At 71.0% G+C, this 18,479-nt stretch carries 16 protein-coding genes; 10 read left to right on the top strand and 6 right to left on the bottom strand.

The window, feature by feature from the left end; translation table 11 throughout:
* Nucleotides 1-243: 243 nt before the first annotated feature.
* The 4 genes from nrdH to nrdF all read left to right on the top strand — a co-directional run bounded on the left by nrdH (nucleotide 244) and on the right by nrdF (nucleotide 4,132).
* Entirely contained in the window at nucleotides 244-486 is a 243-nt protein-coding gene (gene nrdH / locus AC0QU1_RS21705; RefSeq protein WP_020017613.1) for a glutaredoxin-like protein NrdH, read from the top strand.
* Between the two features lie 35 nt (nucleotides 487-521).
* A complete protein-coding gene (gene nrdI / locus AC0QU1_RS21700) occupies nucleotides 522-956 on the top strand; it encodes a class Ib ribonucleoside-diphosphate reductase assembly flavoprotein NrdI (protein WP_483572372.1) in 435 nt (144 codons plus the stop codon).
* 62 nt (nucleotides 957-1,018) lie between these two features.
* Nucleotides 1,019-3,100: a class 1b ribonucleoside-diphosphate reductase subunit alpha gene (gene nrdE, locus AC0QU1_RS21695; RefSeq protein WP_483576766.1), complete on the top strand. Its 2,082-nt coding sequence runs from the start codon at nucleotides 1,019-1,021 to the stop codon at nucleotides 3,098-3,100.
* 51 nt (nucleotides 3,101-3,151) lie between these two features.
* Nucleotides 3,152-4,132 carry a class 1b ribonucleoside-diphosphate reductase subunit beta gene (gene nrdF, locus AC0QU1_RS21690; RefSeq protein WP_483572371.1) on the top strand — a complete coding sequence of 327 codons (981 nt, stop codon included), beginning with the start codon at nucleotides 3,152-3,154 and terminating at the stop codon, nucleotides 4,130-4,132.
* A gap of 102 nt (nucleotides 4,133-4,234) precedes the next feature.
* On the opposite strand, the gene AC0QU1_RS21685 is transcribed toward nrdF, so the two are convergent.
* The 5 genes from AC0QU1_RS21685 to AC0QU1_RS21665 form a co-directional block, all read right to left on the bottom strand.
* Entirely contained in the window at nucleotides 4,235-5,683 is a 1,449-nt protein-coding gene (locus tag AC0QU1_RS21685; protein ID WP_483572369.1) for a ricin-type beta-trefoil lectin domain protein, read from the bottom strand.
* A gap of 317 nt (nucleotides 5,684-6,000) precedes the next feature.
* On the bottom strand, nucleotides 6,001-7,854 hold the full coding sequence (locus tag AC0QU1_RS21680; protein WP_483572368.1) for a laminin G domain-containing metallophosphoesterase family protein: 1,854 nt from the start codon (nucleotides 7,852-7,854) through the stop codon (nucleotides 6,001-6,003).
* Between the two features lie 166 nt (nucleotides 7,855-8,020).
* Entirely contained in the window at nucleotides 8,021-8,746 is a 726-nt protein-coding gene (locus AC0QU1_RS21675) for a DUF4386 domain-containing protein (RefSeq protein WP_483572366.1), read from the bottom strand.
* Nucleotides 8,747-8,923: 177 nt separating this feature from the next.
* A complete protein-coding gene (locus tag AC0QU1_RS21670; protein WP_483572365.1) occupies nucleotides 8,924-9,451 on the bottom strand; it encodes a phosphoribosyltransferase in 528 nt (175 codons plus the stop codon).
* 87 nt (nucleotides 9,452-9,538) lie between these two features.
* Entirely contained in the window at nucleotides 9,539-10,513 is a 975-nt protein-coding gene (locus AC0QU1_RS21665) for an FKBP-type peptidyl-prolyl cis-trans isomerase (RefSeq protein WP_483572364.1), read from the bottom strand.
* A gap of 197 nt (nucleotides 10,514-10,710) precedes the next feature.
* Here AC0QU1_RS21665 and AC0QU1_RS21660 point away from each other — a divergent pair, with 197 nt between their 5' ends.
* The 3 genes from AC0QU1_RS21660 (at nucleotide 10,711) to AC0QU1_RS21650 (ending at nucleotide 12,771) form a co-directional block, all read left to right on the top strand.
* Nucleotides 10,711-11,010 carry an Rv1322 family protein gene (locus tag AC0QU1_RS21660; RefSeq protein WP_483572363.1) on the top strand — a complete coding sequence of 100 codons (300 nt, stop codon included), beginning with the start codon at nucleotides 10,711-10,713 and terminating at the stop codon, nucleotides 11,008-11,010.
* 77 nt (nucleotides 11,011-11,087) lie between these two features.
* Entirely contained in the window at nucleotides 11,088-11,870 is a 783-nt protein-coding gene (locus AC0QU1_RS21655) for an alpha/beta hydrolase (protein WP_483572361.1), read from the top strand.
* Between the two features lie 70 nt (nucleotides 11,871-11,940).
* On the top strand, nucleotides 11,941-12,771 hold the full coding sequence (locus tag AC0QU1_RS21650; protein WP_483572360.1) for an alpha/beta fold hydrolase: 831 nt from the start codon (nucleotides 11,941-11,943) through the stop codon (nucleotides 12,769-12,771).
* A gap of 218 nt (nucleotides 12,772-12,989) precedes the next feature.
* Here AC0QU1_RS21650 and AC0QU1_RS21645 read toward each other — a convergent pair whose 3' ends face one another.
* A complete protein-coding gene (locus tag AC0QU1_RS21645; protein WP_483572358.1) occupies nucleotides 12,990-14,537 on the bottom strand; it encodes a DivIVA domain-containing protein in 1,548 nt (515 codons plus the stop codon).
* A gap of 339 nt (nucleotides 14,538-14,876) precedes the next feature.
* On the opposite strand from AC0QU1_RS21645, the gene AC0QU1_RS21640 reads away from it, so the two are divergent.
* From AC0QU1_RS21640 to AC0QU1_RS21630, 3 genes are all read left to right on the top strand, one after another.
* On the top strand, nucleotides 14,877-16,346 hold the full coding sequence (locus AC0QU1_RS21640) for a hypothetical protein (RefSeq protein ID WP_483572357.1): 1,470 nt from the start codon (nucleotides 14,877-14,879) through the stop codon (nucleotides 16,344-16,346).
* Complete coding sequence (locus AC0QU1_RS21635) at nucleotides 16,343-17,350, top strand: DUF8094 domain-containing protein (RefSeq protein WP_483572355.1); 1,008 nt, start codon at nucleotides 16,343-16,345, stop codon at nucleotides 17,348-17,350. The genes AC0QU1_RS21640 and AC0QU1_RS21635 overlap by 4 nt, the downstream gene beginning before the upstream one ends.
* A gap of 64 nt (nucleotides 17,351-17,414) precedes the next feature.
* The gene (locus tag AC0QU1_RS21630; protein WP_483572353.1) at nucleotides 17,415-18,440 is read left to right on the top strand and encodes a DUF8094 domain-containing protein; all 1,026 of its coding nucleotides are present in this window, start codon (nucleotides 17,415-17,417) and stop codon (nucleotides 18,438-18,440) included.
* Nucleotides 18,441-18,479 lie beyond the last annotated feature (39 nt).

Raw genomic sequence — 18,479 nt, 5'->3', positions numbered from 1 at the left:
AAGCCTTGCGTGCGGCCTACCAGGCGGTGTCAGAGGCTCGTGGCAGCATGGTCCGTGAGCGTCGCGCCGGGGCCGGGTGACCGGTCGGGCATGGTGCTCCGCACGTCACCAACCACAACATGTCGTAAGCGAGCGAGTGTCAGACACTAGGTGTAGTGTTTGGTGCAGCGGGAGACGCAGACCCGCAAGCAAAGCACATCGGTGTAAGTTCACGGGTGTCCTTCGAGGTCAGAGGAGGCGGACATGAGCGTCACTGTCTACAGCAAGCCGGCATGCGTCCAGTGCGACGCGACGTACCGGGCACTGGATCGCAAGGGTGTCGAGTACACGGTCGTCGACATCACGCAGGACGCCGAGGCACTGGAGATGGTCCGCGGCCTCGGGTACCTCCAGGCGCCGGTCGTGGTGGCCGGCGACACCCACTGGTCGGGCTTTCGCCCCGACCAGATCAGCGCGGTCGCCGCGCTTCAGGCCGCCTCGGCCTGACCAGCACCACAGCAACGTCGGCAAGGAGGCGTGACGTGGGTTCTCTCGTCTACTTCTCCAGCGTGTCGGAGAACACGCACCGGTTCGTCGAGAAGCTCGCTCTCGACGAGCTGGGGATGCCGGTGCACCGGATCCCGCTGCGCCCAGCGGACGGCTTTCTGCACGTGGACGAGCCCTACGTCCTCATGGCCCCCACCTACGGTGGCGGCAACGAGGGCGGGGCCGTTCCGCGGCAGGTGAGGAAGTTCCTCAACGACGAGCACAACCGGTCGCTCATCCGTGGCGTCATCGCCGCGGGGAACACCAACTTCGGGGCTGCGTACTGCATCACCGGGGACATCATCGCCGCCAAGTGCGACGTCCCGTACCTGTACGCCTTCGAGCTTCTCGGAACTGCGCAGGACGTCACGCGCGTCCGCAACGGATTGGGACGATTTTGGCAGCAACAACGACAGAGGCTGTCCGCCTGACTGACGGCCTGAGCGAGATCCCCCTGGAGTCTCTCCAGCTCGACTACCACGCGCTCAACGCGATGCTGAACCTGTACGGGCCGGACGGGAAGATCCAGTTCGAGAAGGACCGTGAGGCGGCCCGCCAGTACTTCCTGCAGCACGTCAACCCGAACACCGTCGAGTTCGACACGCTGGACGCGAAGCTCGACCACCTCGTCGAGGCCAAGTACTACGACCCGACGGTGCTGGCCAAGTACTCCCGCGCGTTCGTCAAGGAGCTCTTCCAGCTCGCGTACTCGAAGAAGTTCCGGTTCGAGACGTTCCTGGGCGCCTTCAAGTACTACACCTCGTACACGCTCAAGACGTTCGACGGCAAGAAGTACCTGGAGCGGTTCGAGGACCGTGTCTCCATGGTCGCGCTCGGCCTGGCCGACGGCGACGAGCAGACGGCGCGCGACATCGTCGAGGAGGTCATCTCCGGGCGGTTCCAGCCGGCGACGCCGACCTTCCTCAACGTCGGCAAGGCGCAGCGCGGCGAGCCCGTGTCCTGCTTCCTGCTGCGCATCGAGGACAACATGGAGTCGATCGCGCGCGGCATCAACTCCGCGCTGCAGCTCTCCAAGCGCGGCGGCGGCGTGGCCCTGCTGCTGAGCAACATCCGTGAGCACGGCGCGCCGATCAAGCACATCGAGAACCAGTCGTCCGGCGTCATCCCCGTGATGAAGCTCCTGGAAGACTCCTTCTCGTACGCGAACCAGCTCGGCGCGCGCCAGGGCGCGGGCGCGGTGTACCTGCACGCGCACCACCCCGACATCATGCGGTTCCTCGACACCAAGCGGGAGAACGCGGACGAGAAGATCCGCATCAAGACGCTCTCGCTCGGCGTGGTCATCCCGGACATCACGTTCGAGCTGGCCAAGAAGAACGCCGACATGCACCTGTTCAGCCCGTACGACGTCGAGCGTGTCTACGGCAAGCCGTTCGCCGACATCTCGATCACCGAGAAGTACGACGAGCTCGTGGCCGACGACCGCATCCGCAAGACCACGATCAGCGCGCGCGACTTCTTCCAGACGCTCGCGGAACTGCAGTTCGAGTCCGGGTACCCGTACATCATGTTCGAGGACACGGTGAACAGGGCGAACCCGATCAAGGGCCGCATCACCCACTCGAACCTGTGCTCCGAGATCCTCCAGGTGTCGACGCCGTCGACGTTCAACGAGGACCTCTCCTACGCCACGGTCGGCCGGGACATCTCCTGCAACCTGGGCTCGCTGAACATCGCCAAGGCGATGGACTCGCCGGACTTCGGCCGCACGATCGACACCGCGATCCGCGCGCTCACCGCCGTGAGCGACCAGACGTCCATCGAGTCGGTCCCGTCGGTCAAGCTGGCCAACGAGTCGGGCCACGCCATCGGCCTCGGCCAGATGAACCTGCACGGCTACCTCGCCCGCGAGCACATCCACTACGGCTCGGCCGAGGGCATCGACTTCACGAACATCTACTTCTACACGGTCGCCTACCACGCGATCGCGGCGTCCAACCGCCTGTCGATCGAGCGCAAGCAGCGGTTCGGCGGTTTCGAGGACTCGAAGTACGCCACGGGCGAGTACTTCGACAAGTACGTCGAGCAGGAGTGGAAGCCGGCCACGGAGCGGGTCGCACGCCTGTTCGCCGAGGCCGGCGTGGCGATCCCGACGCAGGACGACTGGCGCGCGCTCAAGGCCTCGGTCATGGAGCACGGCATCTACAACCAGAACCTCCAGGCCGTGCCGCCCACGGGCTCGATCAGCTACATCAACAACTCGACGTCGTCGATCCACCCGGTCCCGGCCAAGATCGAGATCCGCAAGGAAGGCAAGCTCGGCCGCGTCTACTACCCGGCGCCGTACATGACGAACGACAACCTGGAGTACTACCAGGACGCGTACGAGATCGGGTACGAGAAGATCATCGACACGTACGCCGCGGCGACGCAGCACGTGGACCAGGGCCTCTCGCTGACCCTGTTCTTCCCGGACACGGTGACCACGCGCGACGTCAACAAGGCGCAGATCTACGCGTGGCGCAAGGGCATCAAGACCCTCTACTACATCCGCCTGCGCCAGATGGCACTGGAGGGGACGGAGATCGAGAACTGCGTCAGCTGCATGCTGTGACGCAGACTCCGAGCCAGACCTCCTCCGACCGCAGCCCGTGAAGGAACTCCCATGTCGCCAACCGGCAAGCTCAAGCTCATCGACCGCGTGACCGCGATCAACTGGAACCGCCTCCAGGACGAGAAGGACCTCGAGGTCTGGGACCGTCTGGTCGGTAACTTCTGGCTGCCCGAGAAGGTGCCGGTGTCCAACGACATCCAGTCGTGGCACACGCTGAACGAGCACGAGAAGGTCATGACCACGCGCGTGTTCACCGGGCTGACCCTCCTGGACACCATCCAGGGCACGGTCGGCGCGGTGTCGCTGATCCCGGACGCGCTCACCCCGCACGAGGAGGCGGTGTACACCAACATCGCCTTCATGGAGAGCGTGCACGCGAAGAGCTACTCGTCGATCTTCTCCACGCTGCTGTCCACGCGGGAGATCGACGACGCCTTCGAGTGGTCGGAGAACAACCCGAACCTGCAGAAGAAGGCGGAGATCGTCCTCGACTACTACCGGGGCGACGACCCGCTCAAGCGCAAGGTCGCCTCGACGATGCTCGAGTCGTTCCTGTTCTACTCGGGCTTCTACGCGCCGATGTACTGGTCCTCGCGGGCCAAGCTCACGAACACGGCCGACCTGATCCGCCTCATCATCCGTGACGAGGCGGTGCACGGGTACTACATCGGCTACAAGTACCAGAAGGCCCTGGCGAAGCTGACGCAGCCCGAGCAGGACGACCTCAAGGCCTACACGTTCGAGCTGCTCTTCGAGCTGTACGAGAACGAGGTGGAGTACACCGACTCGCTCTACGGCGAGCTGGGGCTGACCGAGGACGTCAAGAAGTTCCTGCGGTACAACGGCAACAAGGCCCTGATGAACCTGGGCTACGAGGCGCTGTTCCCCAAGGAGGACACCGACGTCAACCCCGCGATCCTCGCGGCGCTGTCGCCGAACGCGGACGAGAACCACGACTTCTTCTCGGGGTCCGGCTCGTCGTACGTGATCGGCAAGGCCGTGGAGACCGAGGACGACGACTGGGACTTCTGACACCAGGTCGGGAGGCCGTCGCCCATAGCGGCTGATCGGAGGCCCGGAACCGCAGAATCCTGCGGTTCCGGGCCTCTTGGCATGCCGACCTGCTGTGCCGACCTACTGTGCCGGGCGCCTCCACTGCTGGGTCGTGGCTCCCGCGTCACAGCCGGCGAGCGTGAGCCCCCAGGAGTCGGCAGGGGTCGCCAGGCACAGGGCCGGATCGGCGACGCTGCTGATCGTCGCGTCGGCGTGGAGCTCCCACCGCTGCTCGGGTACGCCCGTGCAGTCGGCGATGACGAGCGTGCGACCGGCGGCGAGTGTGCCGCTCGGCGTGACGCACATGTCCCCGTACACGGTGAGCTCCCGGTCGGCGTTCCAGTCGAACGACTGGTTGCCACCGCCGTTGCACCACCACAGGCCGAGCGTCGTACCCGGCGTCGTCGAGAATCCCGGCACGTCGACGCAGACGTCGCCGTCGCCGCTGTGATGGACGCTGACCAGCGGGGCGCCGGGCGGTGCGGGCGGCAGGTCGTTCAGCTCCTCGTGCGCGAGCAGGCCCCAGCCCCACTGGACCTGGGCCAGCCCCGAGGCGTTCGTGACCTCGAGGTCGCCCTCGCCGACCTGCTCGGTCAGCGTGTAGGCGTCGCCCGTGCGCAGGCCGGGCCAGTAGACGATGCCGATGCGCTGGTCGCGCGCGACCTCCGTCAGTGCGCCGAGGTACGAGGTGTAGGTGTCGCCGGTGTGGTTGCCGTAGTTGAGGCCGGTGGTCATCGGTGACCCGGCCTCGCTGACGAGCGTGCGCCACCCGTACTTGCCGAGGCGTGGGAGCAGGTTCGCCTTCCACTCCTCCTCGGTCGTGTGGTCGGCCCAGAACCCGTAGAAGTGCAGCGAGAGCAGCGTCCCCTTCAGCTCCGCGGCCGCACCGACCCCCGTGACGTCGTCGTTGTAGCCCGTTCCTGAGATGATCACGCGGCCGCGCGGGACGCGGTCGTGGTCGTCGAGCCACCCCGCCGTCAGGTCCACCCAGGCATCGAGCGAGTACCCGAACGGCTCGTTCATCGGCTCGAAGTAGACCAGCGGGTTCTTCCCGTACCGGTCCACGACGGTGTCCCACATCGCGTCGAAGGCCGCGGGGTCGTCGGCCAGGCCGTCCTTGGCGTCGTCGGCCTCCCAGTAGCTGAGGATGACCTTGAAGCCGTGCCGCGTGGCGGCGTCGATGGCGCCCCGGTAGGAGTCCCACCAGTCCGTCCCGACGCTCGACGGGTTGATCGGTAGCCGCACCGTGTTGGCACGCACCTCCTTCCGGAACTCGCCGATGATGCGGGACGCCTTGGCGTAGGTCGTGCGGTAGCTGTCCTCCGTGCTCAGGCCGGAGGGCACGACCTCGTCGGCGGCGTAGTTGTCGCGGGGGTCCGCCCAGTTGACGCCGCGGAACTCGGTGGTGCCGTGCTGCGACCCGCCGGACGGGGCGCCGCCCGGGGCACCGACGGCGGGGCCGGCGGCCACCAGGGTCGCCGTGAGAAGACCGACCGCCGCCCAGGCGCCGGTCCGGATTGCTCGTGTCATGGGACTCCGATCTGCGGGCGCGTCGTTGCGCCGCCGTCCGAGGCCCGGGCCGGCCAGTGCCGGCCTGGTGCCGATGGTGACGTAAACATCCCACGGCGATCCACCGTTGCGCAAGGGGCCGGTCCCGAGTTCTGGCGTGCGCCGTCGACCGACCAGCTCGGACGCCGAGGCGACGATGCCCGCCGGCTCGAGGTCCGAGTCGGCGGGCATCGTGCCGCGTGTGGTGGTGCGTGCTGTCACGGAGTGCGGTGGCCGCGCGTGGTGGCCGCGCGTGGTGGCGGCGTGCCGCGGTGGTCAGGGCCGCGGCCCCGCCGGCCTCACCGCGTCGCGACGAGGAACTGGTCCGGGCGCAGGGCGCGGGAGACGATCCGGGTGTCGCCGATCCAGCCGTAGAAGCCCTGCCCGAACCGCCCGGCGCCCTGGGTGCCGCCGATGGCGAACGGCTTGCCGACCGTGCTGATCCCGCGCGACACCGTGCTGGCGTTGCGCGCGATCTTCGAGCCGTCGACGTACAGGGTCGTGTACCGGGAGTCGTTGACGATCGCGATGTGCGTCCAGCGGCCGACCGGGAGCGCGTGGCTCCAGGAGGTCGGGTCGTCGTCGATCGGCACGGGGTAGACCACGAACTGCAGGAACCGCTCGCCCGTCACGTTCAGGCTGCACGGTGCGTCGTCCTCGGACCACCCGCCGCTCTTGCCGGCGTCGCCCGCGCGGCCCTCCCAGCTCAGGATGCCCATCCAGGAGTGGTCTCCCTCGAAGGGCTCGGGCAGCTTGATGAAGGTCTCGATCGTGTAGCCCGACTCGAACTTCATGTCGTTGACGGGCGCGTCCGGGCCGGTGTGCAGCACGGCGCCGCGGTCGGGCCCCTTGCCGCCGCCGAACCGCAGGCTCGCGTGGGCCGGCTGGTCGTCGTGGTGCTCGGCGGACCAGGTGAGCGCGGCGGGGGCGCTGCTGTGCAGGAGCATCGAGGTGAGGTGGTTGCCGTTCCCGGTCAGGTCGCGGGCGACGGTCCCGGCCGGCACGGGGGCGCCGTCGGTCCCGGCAGCGGCGAGCCCGGTGTCGTCGAACCGCCAGTAGGCGACGGTCCCGCGCGGCATGACCGCCGACGGCGGACGCGGCGCGGGTACCACCGGCGGGGCGAACGCGGCGAACCGCTCGTCGAAGTCGATCTCGACGGTGAACCGGTCGACGTCGCCGGAGAGCTCGACGTGCTCCGTCTCCAGGGGCGTCGGGTCCCGCTTCTCCTGCAGCCAGGGCGAGAACGTCTCGACGTCGATCACGTTGCGCGACAGGTCGAACGAGTAGTAGCGGAGCATGCCCGCGCCGCCGTAGTAGCGGTCCTGGTAGTTGGTGATGTGCAGGTGGACGGGGTGGCCCGCGTCGTTGGTCAGCGTCGTGCGGCCCGACGGCCAGTAGTGGCCGCCGAGCGCGAGGAAGATCTGGTCGTTCGTCTTGATCAGGCGGTCCCAGAGGCGCTGCCCGTTGCCGGACAGGTGGGCCTGGCCGTCGCCCTCCGCCCAGACGAGGTCGTGGGTGGTCAGGATCGCGGGCAGCGTGTCGTGCTCGTCCAGCACGCGCTGGGCCCAGGCGAGCCCGGCGTCGGACACGCGCCAGTCGAGCGCGAGGACGAGCCACTCGCGCCCGCCGCCGCGGACGACGTGGTAGCTGTTGTAACCGTCGGGGGAGGAGCCGCCGTACGTCTCCATCCGGGCGAACCGTCGCGGCCCGAAGGTGCGCAGGTACGGGGTGTCACCCCGCTGGTCGTCGCCCGAGACGTCGTGGTTGCCGGCCAGCACGCTGTACGGCATGCTGCGGGCGGCCTCGAACGCGCGGCGCGCGGCGATCATCTCGGTCTCGGTGCCGTGCTCGGTGACGTCGCCGAGCTGGGTCATGAAGACGATGTTGTCGTGCTTCCGCTCGCGGACCAGGTGGCGCAGGGTGGCGCGCACCGGCTCGGGGTCGGAGCCACCCTCGTCCAGGAGGTACTGGGTGTCGGGCAGGACGGCGATGGTGAAGCGCGGGTCGGTGCCGTCCGGCAGGCCCCCGCTCACCTCCACGGTCGACGGTGCGGTGGCGGCAGCGGCCGTCCCGGCGGAGGCGGTGGCTGCTGACAGGACCGGGACGGCCGCAGCGGCCCGGAGCAGGGATCGGCGCGAGAGCTTGTTGTCCACGGCTCACAGCGTGGCCGCGCCGGTTGGCGCCGGGGTGACGCCCAGCGGAACGGACGTTGGCCGTACGACGACGCGCGTGGCGCAGCGGCTCCGGCCGTCCCGGCGGGGCGGTGCCATCCCGCGCCGCCGCCCGTGCCGGGCCGCGTCATCCCGTGACGGCGCCGCGTCAGCCGGTGACGGCGCCGCCCGGCTCGCGCTCGCGGACGTCGTCCAGGGCGGGCACGGCGGGCCGCGCCCGGAACGAGTACCAGAGCAGCCAGCCGATCATCCACACCTCGCCGACGGTCGCCAGGAACGGCAGCGCCTCGGTCACTGGTGCGGCGGCCGGCACCAGATAAGCGAGGTAGCCGCTGACGACGTACCCGATGCCGCCGGCCACGAGGATCCAGCCGAGCGCCCGTGGCATGCCAGAGCGCAGCGCGAGCACGCCCATCGGGACCAGCCAGAGCCCGAAGAAGAGCGTGCCGACGTCCCAGGAGTTCTCGCTGAGCACGTAGAGGAGCTGGACGTCGCCGGCCGCCTCGGCCGCCGTCGGCGCAAGGGCGGTGTCCAGCGCCGCACCGAGGCAGGCCGCGCTGGCGAGGACCGCCACGGAGTTGAACATCCCGAAGGCGGCGAGCGAGCCCGCCGCGAACGCGTCGGTGCGGTGAAGCAGCCGGTAGAACCACAGGGCGACGAGCGCCTGGGCCGCCACGAGCGTGAGCTCCAGGGCGACCCCCACGCGTGCGAGCCCCTCGTTCTCGACCAGGTTGGCCAGCGTCGCCGCCGGGCTGTCTGGATCGAACAGCAGCGGCCGGATGGTCAGGTATCCGGGGACGGCGACGACGGCGACCGCCAGGTAGAGCAGACCGGTCGTGCGTGCGGTGCGGGGGTCCAGCGTGGGCGACTTCATGGCTTCCCTCTCGACGTGGCCTTACGACGTAAGGTGACCTTACGCCGTAAGGCGGCCAGTGGGAAGACTGTGGAGAGGATGAACGTGGGACCGGATGAACGCCCCGGGTGACCGCGGCCCAGACGACCGCGACCCGGATGAGAGAACTCGCTCGGCCGCGCGCCGTCGCTCAGTGGTTCATGCGTCGATCGACCGCGCGCCCGTCACCGGCGGCTCGGCGGACCACGGGAAGGTGATCCACAGGTCGGTGTCCTTCCACGAGTAGTCGGGCTGGATGATCGTGCGCGGCTTCGTGAACAGCACGGCGGAGCGGGCCTCGGCGCCCTGCTTCGCCAGCAGGTCCATGACCAGGGCGAGGGTGCGGCCGGAGTCGGCGACGTCGTCCACCACGAGGACCTTGGCGCCGGGGAGCTCCGACGTGTCCATGAGGGGCGGCAGCACGCGCGGGTCCTCGAGCGTCTTGCCGATGTCCGTGTAGAACTCGACGTTCAGCGTGCCGACGCCCTTGGTGCCGAGCGCGTACGCCATCGCGCCGCCGGGGACCAGGCCGCCGCGCGCGACGGCGATGACGACCTCTGGCACGAACCCGCTCGCCACCACCTGATGGGCCAGGTCGCGGACCGCGAGGGGGAAGGTCTCCCAGGTGAGCACCTCGCGCTCCGGCAGGGGAGCGGACTCAGGAGCTGGCAGGTCTGTCGACGTCATGGGACGACACTACGAGACGTGGCGGGCACCCGGCTCGGGTGCCCGCCACAGAGTGAAGCGGGGAGGATCAGGGTCAAGCGGGGAGGATCAGGCCGACTTGGCCTCGAGGATGTCGACGACGAAGACGAGGGTCGAGTTCGCGGGGATGGCGCCGTTCTCCTGGTCGCCGTAGCCCTGGTCGGCCGGGACGACGAGCAGCACCTGGCTGCCGACCTTCTGCCCCGCGATGCCGTTGGTCCACCCGGGGATGACGCCGTTCAGCGGGAACGACGTCGGCGTGCCGCGGCTCCACGAGGAGTCGAACGACGTGCCGTCGAGCAGGCAGCCCGCGTACTGGACCGTGACGGTCTGGTCCTTGGTGACCGTGGCGCCGTCGCCCTCGATGAGGGGCTCGACCACGAGCTCTGTGGGCTCCTCGTAGTCGGCGGGGATCGTGACGGTCGGCTGGCCGTCCTCGGCGAGCTCGACGGTGGGCAGGCCCTCCTTCGGGGTCACCGCTGTGCCCTCGGCGCGCGTCGGGATCTCGTTGGCCTCGGTGACCTCGACCATCGTGACCTGGATGGTCTGGTCCATCGCGGTGCTCGCCATGACGAGGCGTGTGCCCACCTTCTGGCCGATCAGGCGGTCGTTCAGCAGGTCGTACTGCGGGTCGCCGAGCGTGAACGACTCGGGCTTGTCGGTCTCCCAGGTCGACCCGCTCGTGGACCCGTCCTTGCCCGCGAGCACCACGTAGTCGATGGTGACCTGTGCGCCCTCGGTGAGCTCCGCGCCGGTGCCCTCGGCGACGACGCGCGACGTCGGGGTGCTGACCGTCAGCGGCGCCTTGAACTCGACCTTCGGCTCCTCACCGACCGGGCCGGTGACCTCGATCGCATCGACGGTCTTGACGTCCGCCTGGGACGGGCTGGGTGCGGGCGACGGCTCGGCGGCCGGCGTCACCTCGCACACGGCGCCGTTGGCATCGGCTTCGCCGTTCCCGGCGTCGCCGCTGCTCGAGCAGCCGGTGAGTGCGATGGAGGCCAGCGCGACGGCTGCCAGGCCGGCAGTGGTGCGGTGCTTCACGAGTAGTCCTTCGGTCGGTGTGCGCCTTGCTGGGGACCGCCACACTCTAGCGGGCGCAGATGAGTGGGGCTCCCAGCGTTGTGGTATGCGGCGTGGTAAGCGGTGGTATGCGGCGCGGGCCGTTTCCGGGCAGCCTTGAGCCGTCCGCTCCGCCCTGTGGAAGACCGTCCGCTCCGCCCTGCGGAAGAATAGATGTCATGCCGTCGAAACGCCGCTCCAGCAAGCGTCCGTATGCCGCGGAACACGTCCCCCTCGACGTGGACCGCGCGACGGGCGGCCGGCGCAGCGAGTCGGCGCCCGACGGCGAGTGGGTGGTGCAGCGGATCCGCTCGTCCGACAAGACCTATGTCTGCCCGGCCTGCCGCCAGGAGATCGCGCCGGGAACACCGCACGTCGTCGCGTGGCAGACGGACACGCTGGGCGGCCCGGAGGCCGGGCTGGACGCCCGGCGGCACTGGCACACGAGCTGCTGGCAGCGCCGCGCCAACCTCCGCTGAGCCGCACCCCGCCCGCAGCCAGGCCGACAAGCAACCAGGCCGACAAGGGAGCCAGAAAGGGGGCGAGAATGGAACCGATGACCACAGACGCGACGCCGGGCACGGCCTCCGGCCAGACCACCCACCAGATCCGCTCGCTCACCGTGCTGCCCGCGCGGCGGGAGGACGTCGAGCTGCACACCGCCGACGGCCTCACCCTCGTGGGCGAGCTCGCGCTGCCCGCGGACAGCGAGCCGTCGGCCAGCCTGCTGACGCTGCACCCGCTGCCCACGCACGGCGGCTTCATGGACTCCCACGTGTACCGCAAGGCGGCCTGGCGGCTGCCCGCGCTCGCGAACCTGGCGGTGCTGCGGTTCAACACGCGCGGCACCTCGTCCCCGCGGGGCACCAGCGAGGGCAGGTTCGACGACGGGAACGCGGAGCGCTACGACGTCGCCGCTGCGATCGAGCTCGCCGAGTTCCGCGGCCTGCCGCGGCCGTGGCTGGTCGGCTGGTCGTTCGGCACCGAGCTGGTGCTCAAGCACGGCACCGACCCGAGCATCGAGGGCGCCATCCTGCTGTCACCGCCGCTGCACCGCGCGACCGACGACGACCTGGACCGCTGGGCCGTGTTCGGCAAGCCGCTGGTCGTCCTGGTACCGGAGCTCGACGACTACCTCCGGCCCGACGAGGCCCGCCGCCGCTTCGCGCGCGTCCCGCAGGCCGAGGTGATCGGCGTCGACGGCGCGAAGCACCTCTGGGTCGGTGAGCCGGCCGTCGCCCGCGCGCTCAACGAGATAGTGGCCCACGTGCTGCCCGACCACCCGCTCCCGCTGCCGACCCACTGGGACGGACCACTGGGGGCTCCCGAGGCTTCCTGAGCGGCCGCACCAGCAGAGCACCCCACCAGCCAGCACCCATCAGCACAGTACCCACCAGAGGAGGACGACGATGACGTCTCGATCCGCCGGGAGACTGGCCACCTTCACCCTGCACGACGGCGGCGGGGTGCCGCTCGTGCTGCTGCACGGCTTCCCGCTCGACCACCGCATGTGGGCGGCCTGCGCGGGGCACCTCCCGCCGGGCATCCGCGCCATCGGCGTCGACCTGCCCGGCGCCGGGCACAGCGACCTGGACGGGTTCCCGCCGAGCATCGAGCACGCTGCCGACTCCGTGTACCGGACGATGATCGAGGCGGGCGAGGGCAACGCCGTCGTCGTCGGGCACTCGATGGGCGGGTACGTGGCGCTCGCCCTGGCCGAGCGGCACCCGGGGTTCGTGGCCGGCCTGGGGCTGGTCAACACCAAGTCGACGGCGGACACCGAGGAGGCGCGCGCCAAGCGGCTGCGGGTCGCCGCCGCCGCCGACGAGACCCAGACCGTCGAGGCCGTGCTCGGCATGCCCGCCGCCCTGGTGGGCGCGACGAGCACGGAGCGAAGGCGGCACCTGTTCCCCGTGCTCGACTCCTGGATCCGGGCGCAGTCGCCGGCGGGCGTCGCCTGGGCGCAGCGGGCGATGGCCGCCCGCCCCGACCGGACGGCGGTGCTCCAGCGGTTCGACGCGCCGGTCGCCGTCGTGGTGGGTGCCGAGGACGCGATCACGCCGCTGGCCGAGGCCGAGCACATGGTCAGGGCGGCCGGGTCGCCCTCGGAGCTCTCCGTCGGCGATGCCGCGCTCACGCTGGTGCCGAGCGCCGGGCACATCAGCGTCGTCGAGGACCCGCAGGCGGTCGCCGCGGCGCTCGGGCTGCTGCACGCCCAGGTGGTGGCGCACCACCACTGACGCGGTCGGCTGGCACGGTCGGCTGGCACGGTCGGCTGGCACGGTCGGCGCGGCACGCGATCACACCGGAGCCGGAACCGCGCCGGCGTGCGACCCCGGACAGACCGAAACGGCGGCCCTCCACCGGAGGGCCGCCGTTCGTCGCAGTGCTGGATCAGACAGGGCTGGGCTGGATCAGACAGTGCTGGATCAAGCAGGGCTCGATCAGCAGAGCTTGATCAGCTCGAGGCGCCGGCCTTCTCGGAGACGGCCTCCTCCGCGTCCTCGCTCTCCGCGGCGGACGAGGCCGAGTCGGAGGCCTTCTGGCCGGCCTTCGTGCTCGCCTTGGTGCCCTTGACCGACGGGATCACGACGGTGGCCGTGCCGACCGGCACGGGCGTCGGGTTGCTCGGCGGGATCGAGGCGGGCATCGCGCCGTCGGCGTCCGGCACCTCGGGCTCGGCCTCCGTACCGTCGCCGACGACGGCGAAGCGCGCCTGCTGCGCGGGGGTCGCGCCGGCCAGGCTCGGCTTGGCCGGGGCCTTGGGCGCCGCCGCGGCAGGAGCGCCCGGCTGCGAGCCGAGCATGCCGCGCAGCTCCTCGAGGTAGGAGTTGATCGAGTCGTGCTGGCGGGTGAGGTCCTCGAGCTGGTGCTGCGCGGCGGACCGGCTCGACTCCGCCTCGGCGCGTGCGTCGTCGATGGTCTGCTCGGCGAACTCCCGGGCGTCGGCCACGATCCGGTCCGCGGACTTGCGGGCGTCGGCCACGAGGTCCTTGACGTAGACGTCGGACTCGGAGCGGATCTTCTCCGCCTGCTCCAGGGCCACGGCGACCCGCTTCTCGGCCTCGGCCGCGTGCTCCTCCGCCGTGCTGACCAGCTTCGCGGTCTCGGCCTTCGCGGTCTCGTGCCGCTCGGCGAGCTCCTTCTCCACAGCCTCCTTGCGGGTGGCGATGTCGAGCTCGGCCTGGGCGAGCGCCGCGCGGGCCTGCTCGCGCAAGTCCTCCATCTCGGTGGTGACGGCGTTGGAGGCCTCGGCGGCCTGGCGGCGCGCCTCGGAGAGGATCTGCTCGGCCTCGGCGCGGGCGCTGGCGAGCATCGCGGACGAGTCGCGCTCGGCGGTCTCGCGCTGCTCGGTGGTCTCGGCGTTGACCTTGGCACGCAGCGCTGCGGCCTCGCGCTCGGTGCTGACGCGCAGCTCGGTGGTCTCGCGCTCGACGGTCGAGCGCAGGGTGCCGAGCTCGCGCTCCAGGCTGGCCCGGCGCTCGCTCTCCTCCGCGGCGATCGCGCTGGCGATCTGCGCGGACTCGCGCTCGGCGGAACCCACGAGCTCCTCGGCGCGGCGCTGCGCGGCCAGCAGGTGCCCCTCGGCCTCAGCGGCCATCGTGGTGCGGATCTCCTCGGCCTCGCGGCGGGCGCTGGCCAGCATCTCGGCCACCTCGGCCTCGGCGCGGGACCGGACCTGCCCGCCCGACAGCTTCGCGCGCGCCATGATGTCGGCGGCCTGCTGGTTGGCCTGGTTGATGATGTCGGTGGACTGGTCCTCGGCGGACCGCAGGAGCAGCTCGATGCGGGAGCCGAGGCCCGCGTAGGACGGCTTCTCGGTCTCACGCAGGCTGCGCTTCGCGTCGTTGAGATCCTGCGTGAGCTGCATGGCACGGCTGTCAGAAGCCTCGACCTGCCTGCGCGCCTCTTCGAGCGCGTGGTTCAGTCGGTCCAGGTGCGCGTGCACCTGGTCGCGGTCGTACCCGCGCATGGCAGTCGGGAAGAGCGAGCGCTCGTCGGACACGGTGCAGACCTCCAGTGTCGGAACTCGGTGAGGCGCGGGTCAGGCTCCCCCCTGGGACGCCGCCCTGTGCGGCTCGTCCGGCGCCCAGGATACGTGCCTTGTGCTGATGTGGATACTCCGGTGTGGCATGCAATCTGCGGAATGCGTGGAATACTCACCGCTGGCCCGGGACGCTCGACCACCGTGGTGGTTCCGGCACACCCAGTGAAGGAAGGGTGAGGATCCCAGCCGAACCGCACAAGCACACCCGTCATTGGACAGTGCTCAGCGTCCGGTCCCTATGCTGGAAGACCCACCCTGATCGACGGGCACGCGCCCAAAATTCGAAGGGAACCGGTGGTGCAACGCTTTCTGGCGACCCTCCTGATCCTCGCCGGACTCGGCGGGATCGGTTACGGGGTCGCGACGGCAACCGTCCTGCGCGAGTCCGACACCGTCGTCGCGACCGCGACCCCCAGCGGTGACGGAACCATGGTCGTGACCGAGCCCGGCGTGCTCGGTCTGGTCGACGACCAGGTGACCGTCCGGGCCACTGTCCCAGAGGGACAGAAGGTCACGCTCGCCCTCGGGTCCGACGTCGACGTGCTCGGCTGGGTCGGCGACGACCCGTACGACTCGGTGACCGGCCTGTCCTCGTGGGAGACGCTGAGTATCGCTCCAGGCACCGGTCCGGCGACGGACGAGGCGGCCGGCGAAGAGGCAGGCGAGGCGGCCGGCGAGGGGGAGGAGACCTCCGACGAGCCGGCCGAGAAGCCGAGCACCGGCCCGGACCCCGCCGGCTCCGACATGTGGATCTCGGAGGTCAGCGGCGAGACCACCGTCTCCATGCGGTGGACCGAGCAGCCCGGCCGCGTCGTGCTGCTCGCGGCGGGCGTGGGCGATGGCGCGGAGGCGCCGACGCTCGAGCTCACCTGGCCGCGCCCCGTCACCACCCCCTATCTGTGGCCCGGTGTGCTGGGCGGCGGTTTCGCCCTGATCCTCGGCGTCTTCATGGCCATCGGCGCGCGCCGGAGCAAGAAGCGCGGCGGCGGCAAGGGCCGCTCGTCGTCCGGCGGCCGGACGCGCCAGCCCGCCGCCGAGCTGCCGCGTCGCGACGTGGCGTTCGGGGTCGACGGCACGGCGGAAGGCGGAGTGGACGGCGGGCTGGACGGCAACGAGCCGAGCCGGTACCCGCAGGAGCCCGTCGGGTACCCGCCCGTGCCGGGCAACGAGCCGGAGGGCGGCACGGCAGTCTTCCCGCCGTCGGCCCCGGCAGCGCCGGGCAGGGGAGTGCCGGGCAGGGGAGTGCCGGAGCGGGCGGCCGCGCTCGAACCCGAGGAGGAGCACACGCGGTCCTGGGGCGCGCCCGCGCCGTTCGGCGGCGCGGCCCCGATCGTCCCCGCACCGGCGCCCGAGCCCGTACCCGAGCAGGCCCCGGTCCCGGCGGCGTCCGTCCGCGGGATGCGCCGCAGCCGCCGTGCCCAGGGTGGGGGAGCCGCCGCACCCGCCCGGACCCCGGCCCCGCCGGCGCCGGCCCCTTTCGGTGGCGCCGTGCCCGAGCACACGCAGCCCCGCCCCGCCCCGGCCCGGGCCGAGGCGCCGGCCGCTGCCCAGACCGCCCCGGCGCCGTCGGGCAAGCCGAGGACGCGGCGCGAGATGCGCCTGCGCGAGCAGGCGCAGCGCCGGGCCGCCACGGGCGCCCAGCCCGCCGTGCCGGTGGCAGAGCCGGAGCCAGAACCCACGCCCGAGCAGCAGACACCCAGCAGCCGGGCCGCCGCGTGGCGCCAGACCTGGGGCGTCACCGGGAACGACGACGGAGGTAACCGATGAGACGCACCACGACCCGCTCCATGGCCGTGGTGGCAACGCTGCTCGCCACGGGTCTGCTCACCGGCTGTGCCGAGGAGCTGCCCGTCCCCCGGCCGGAGGCGCCCGTCGCGGCCGCCGTCGTGACGCAGTCGCAGGAGCGCAAGATCCTGGACAAGGTCGCCGGCGTCGTCGAGGGGGCGAACAAGGTCGGCAAGGCCGACTCGCTGGCCGCTCGGCTGTCCGGGCCCGCGCTCTCGATCCGCGAGACCCAGCTCAAGCTGGCCGACGTCCGCGGTGACAACGAGCCGCTGACCGACCTGTCGATGCAGATGCAGCAGGTGATCCTGCCGTCGGACCAGGAGTGGCCGCGCAGCAGCTACGCGATCACCGTGCAGCCGAAGGACCTCACCACGCCGGTGCTCATGGCCTTCGAGCAGTCCACCGCACGGGACCAGTACAAGCTGTGGGCCTGGGTCCGCCTGCTGCCCGGCGTGACCATGCCGCAGTTCGCCGAGGCCGACCTGGGCAGCCCGGCCGTTCCGGGGAACGACAAGAGCCTCAAGGTGACGCCCACCGCGGCGGTGGAGCAGTACGCGTCCGTGCTGACGGTCGACGAGCGGTCCAGGTACGCCGACAACTTCGCGGACGACGACCTGCGGGCGTTCTTCCGGGAGTACGGCCAGAAGCAGGTCGACGCGATCAACAAGGAGGAGTGCGACGGCGCCTTCGAGGTCGCGTACGAGCCCACGAAGGACCCGGTCAAGGCCGTGCGCACGGCCGACGGCGGCGCCCTCGTGATCGCGGCGATGATCAGCAAGGAGACGATCACCGCCCGCGAGGAGGGCTGCGAGATCGGCCCGCCGTCCGAGTCGGCCCAGGCGCTGTGGGGCGATGCGGGCAACACGAACATCGTCGAGCTCAACTACAAGGACGTCGTGGCCATGTACGTGCCGCCGGAGGGCTCGAACGACCAGATCAGCCTCGTGGGCTACGAGCACGTGATCAGCTCGGTCTCCAACGGCTGACCTTTCGTCGATCGCCGTCCCGCCCGTGGCTAGGGTGGCCCCCGTGAACCCACGGAGGCCACCCTTGCCGCATCCCGGAGCCCTTCCCTCGGTCCGACGGCGGGCGGTCGCCGGTCTGTCGGCCGGCCTGGCCCTGTCCGTCATGCTCGCGGGCTGCACGGTCGAGCCGCCGAGCCCCGCGCCCGAGGCGCCGGTGGTCGCGGCCGTCGTCAGCGAGTCGCAGGAGCGCAGGATCCTGGGCCGGGTGACGGAGGTCCTGGAGGGAGCCAGCAGACCCGGCGCGGCGGACTCGCTCGCGGCCCGGCTGTCCGGGCCCGCGCTCGCGATGCGGCAGGCGGAGCTCGCCGTCGCGGCGGCCCGCGCCGACGGCGAGCCGCTCACCGACCTGTTGCTGGAGACGCAGCAGGTGGTCCTGCCGTCGGAGCAGGGCTGGCCGCGCAGCAGCTTCGCCATCACCGTGCAGGCGGCGGACGGTGCCGTGCCCGTGCTCGCGGCCTTCGAGCAGCCCTCGGCCCGCGACCAGTACAAGCTCTGGGGCTGGGTCCGCCTGGTGCGGGGGGTGACCATGCCGCAGTTCGCGGACGCCGAGCTGGGCAGTGCCGCGGTCGCGGCGGACGACACGAGCCTGGTGGTGGCGCCGCGCGACGCCGTCCGGCAGTACGCGTCGGTGCTGATGGCCGACGAGCGGTCGAGGTACGCCGACGGCTTCGCCGACGACTACCTGCGGCAGCATCTGCGGAAGAGCGGGCGGGTCCAGATCGCCGAGATCGAGAAGGACGACGGCACGGGCACCTTCGAGGTCGCGTACGAGCCGGCGCAGGCCCCGGTCAAGGCGGTCCGGACGGCCGACGGCGGTGCCATGGTGATGGCGGCGCTGCTGAGCCAGGAGACCCTCCGCGCCGAGGAGGGGTGGGGGCTGACGCCGGAGACGCCGTCCGCCGCTGCGCTCTGGGGTGACGCGGAGCCGACAGAGGTCATGAGGATCGCCTACCGCGACATGGTGGCGCTGTACGTGCCGCCCGCCGGCTCGGCGGACCAGATCAGCCTGCTGGGGTTCCACCGGGTGCCGTACGCGGTGTCCAACGAGTGACCGGGCGGCCACCGACTGACCGGCCTCCAACGAATGACC

The sequence above is a fragment of the Promicromonospora noduliphila genome, from assembly GCF_056951025.1.
This window is presented reverse-complemented; position numbering and strand designations above follow the sequence as displayed.

What these genes read in the sequence shown, in the direction of transcription:
- nrdH (WP_020017613.1), top strand. Translation starts at nt 244, where the DNA reads ATGAGCGTCACTGTCTACAGCAAGCCGGCATGCGTCCAGTGCGACGCG.
- nrdE (WP_483576766.1), top strand. Translation starts at nt 1,019, where the DNA reads ATGCTGAACCTGTACGGGCCGGACGGGAAGATCCAGTTCGAGAAGGAC.
- nrdF (WP_483572371.1), top strand. Translation starts at nt 3,152, where the DNA reads ATGTCGCCAACCGGCAAGCTCAAGCTCATCGACCGCGTGACCGCGATC.
- AC0QU1_RS21685 (WP_483572369.1), bottom strand. Translation starts at nt 5,683, where the DNA reads ATGACACGAGCAATCCGGACCGGCGCCTGGGCGGCGGTCGGTCTTCTC.
- AC0QU1_RS21675 (WP_483572366.1), bottom strand. Translation starts at nt 8,746, where the DNA reads ATGAAGTCGCCCACGCTGGACCCCCGCACCGCACGCACGACCGGTCTG.
- AC0QU1_RS21670 (WP_483572365.1), bottom strand. Translation starts at nt 9,451, where the DNA reads ATGACGTCGACAGACCTGCCAGCTCCTGAGTCCGCTCCCCTGCCGGAG.
- AC0QU1_RS21660 (WP_483572363.1), top strand. Translation starts at nt 10,711, where the DNA reads ATGCCGTCGAAACGCCGCTCCAGCAAGCGTCCGTATGCCGCGGAACAC.
- AC0QU1_RS21655 (WP_483572361.1), top strand. Translation starts at nt 11,088, where the DNA reads ATGACCACAGACGCGACGCCGGGCACGGCCTCCGGCCAGACCACCCAC.
- AC0QU1_RS21650 (WP_483572360.1), top strand. Translation starts at nt 11,941, where the DNA reads ATGACGTCTCGATCCGCCGGGAGACTGGCCACCTTCACCCTGCACGAC.
- AC0QU1_RS21635 (WP_483572355.1), top strand. Translation starts at nt 16,343, where the DNA reads ATGAGACGCACCACGACCCGCTCCATGGCCGTGGTGGCAACGCTGCTC.